Below are 2,199 nucleotides of genomic sequence, written 5' to 3' on the forward strand. Positions count from 1 at the left end.
CGTCGTACACGGTGTAGGCGTACTCGCGCCGGCGCGCGTCGGTGACGACGGCGAAGCGCGGCGTGGGGATGCCGGCGGCGGCATCCGACACGAGCTGGGCGAAGGCGGCCGCGTCGTGGCTGACGACCGGGACCACCGGGATGCCCCGGCCGCCGTCGCCGCCCAGCGCGAAGGCGCGGGCCGCGGCGATCCCCACGCGCAGGCCGGTGAACGGTCCCGGCCCCATGCCCGCGGCGACGTGCGTGATGCCGGGCCGCGAGACCTCGGCGAGCAGGGTGCCGACGACCTCGGCGTGCCCGCGCGGGTCGGCGCTGGACGCCTCCGCGACGACGAGTCCGTCGGGTTCGACCAGCCCCACGGCCGTGCCGATCGAGGTGTCGATGCCGAGGATCATGGGTTCCAGGGTAGCCGGGGACCGGCTCCGCTCAGACGCCGAGCAGCTCCAGCATCGCGTAGCAGGCGATGCGCGCGCCGACCGGGATGGCCGCGAGGTCGACGTAGAACTCGGGGCTGTGCGGGGCGTACGGGAACTCGCGGCCCTCGGCGGCCGCGGCGGCGCACACGTCCGGGTCGGCGACGCCGATCATCATGTACGTGAACTCGATGTCGTGGTGCGGCCCCGTGAGAAGGTGCACGTCCTCGGAGCCGGTGAACGGCCGCACGCTGCGCACGATCGAGTCCTCGCCGAGCACGCCGCTGAGGGCGTCGGCGAGCCGCGTGGCCAGGGCCGGGTCGTTGACGAGCGGCGTCGACCCGCCCTTCATGGTGTACTGCGGCATCCGGTCTCCGGCGACGCCGAAGGTCCGGGCGATGCCGTCGGTGGTGTCGCGGATGCCGCGCAGCATCCGCTCCCGCACGGCCGGGTCGAACCACCGCAGGTTGAGCTTCAGCAGCGCGTCGTCCGGGATCACGTTGTTGTCGGCGCCCGCCTGCACGGCGCCGACGGTGAGCACGGCGGTTGCGGACGGGTCGATCATGCGCGACACGATCGACTGGTACTGCACGATCGCCTGACCGGCCATCGCGATGGGGTCCTGCGTCTGGTGCGGCGCGGACCCGTGCCCGCCGTGGCCGAGGATCCGCACGTCGAGCTGGTCGGTGCCGGCCATCAGGGTGCCGCCGCTCACGAGCACCGTACCCACCGGGATCGCCGCGGTGTGGAAGCCGATCAGCTGATCCGGCACCGGCACGGCGTCGTAGAGGCCGCCCGCGACCACGGCCTTCGCTCCCGCGATCAGCTCCTCGGCGGGCTGGCCGACGAGCACCGCGGTGCCCGCCCACAGGTCGGGGTGCTCGGCGAGGAACTGCGCCATCGCCAGCATCCACGTCACATGTGCGTCGTGGCCGCACTGGTGCGCGACCGGGCTCTCGGTGCCGTCCGGGCGGGTGACGCGCACGGTGCTGGCGTACGGACGGCCGGACGCCTCGGCGACCGCGTTCGCATCCATGTCGGCGCGGTACATGACGGTCGGGCCGTCGCCGTTGCGCAGCACGCCGGCGACTCCCGTGCCACCGAGCCCGGTGGTGACGGCGTATCCCAGCTCGCGCAGCCGGTCGGCGACGATCGCGGCGGTGCGCTCCTCCATGAACCCGAGCTCCGGATGCCGGTGCAGGTCGATGAACCGCTCCACGCCGGCGTCGTTCTGCGCCTCGATCGCGGTGTCGACGGCCGCGACGGCGGCTGGGGTCAGGGTCATGGAGGCGCTCCTTGGCTCGGATCGGTCGGTTCGTATCGGTGGGTTCGGATCAGCGGGTGACGCGGGTGACGGTGACGACGCGGGGGGCGTCGGCATCCAGCTCCTCGTCGACCGGGCCGCACGCCGTGTCGGCGCCGAATCCGCCGACCGGCCGCTCGATCTCGACGTCCCACCACACTTCGGCCAGGTCGTCGGCGAGGCCCCGGCCCCACTCCACGACCACGACCGACCCGTCCACGTCGACGTCGAGGTCGTCGAGCTCCGCGGCGGAGCCGAGCCGGTAGGCGTCCATGTGCACGAGCGGCACGCCGCCGACGAGCGAGGGATGGGTGCGGGCGAGCACGAACGTCGGGCTCTGCACCGGGCCGCGCACGCCGAGCCCCGCACCGATGCCGCGTGTCAGCGTCGTTTTGCCGGCGCCGAGGGGGCCGGTGAGCACGACCACGTCGCCGGCCCGCAGCATCCCGCCCATGCGCCGGCCGAGGCGCTCCATGTCGGCGGG

3 protein-coding genes are annotated in these 2,199 nt (G+C 73.9%); all 3 read right to left on the reverse strand.

The window, feature by feature from the left end; genetic code table 11:
* On the reverse strand, positions 1-394 hold a 394-nt coding region (gene tsaB, locus VJR25_RS06755; protein WP_324113867.1), incomplete at its 3' end, for a tRNA (adenosine(37)-N6)-threonylcarbamoyltransferase complex dimerization subunit type 1 TsaB.
* A 31-nt stretch (positions 395-425) separates the two neighbouring features.
* On the reverse strand, positions 426-1,697 hold the full coding sequence (locus tag VJR25_RS06760; protein ID WP_324113869.1) for an amidohydrolase: 1,272 nt from the start codon (positions 1,695-1,697) through the stop codon (positions 426-428).
* A gap of 49 nt (positions 1,698-1,746) precedes the next feature.
* Positions 1,747-2,199, reverse strand: a 453-nt coding sequence (gene tsaE, locus VJR25_RS06765; RefSeq protein ID WP_414683749.1) for a tRNA (adenosine(37)-N6)-threonylcarbamoyltransferase complex ATPase subunit type 1 TsaE, incomplete at its 5' end; no start/stop codon positions are given.

Origin of the sequence: Microbacterium sp. (assembly GCF_035277845.1) — a bacterium.
Taxonomy (GTDB): Bacteria; Actinomycetota; Actinomycetes; order Actinomycetales; family Microbacteriaceae; genus Microbacterium.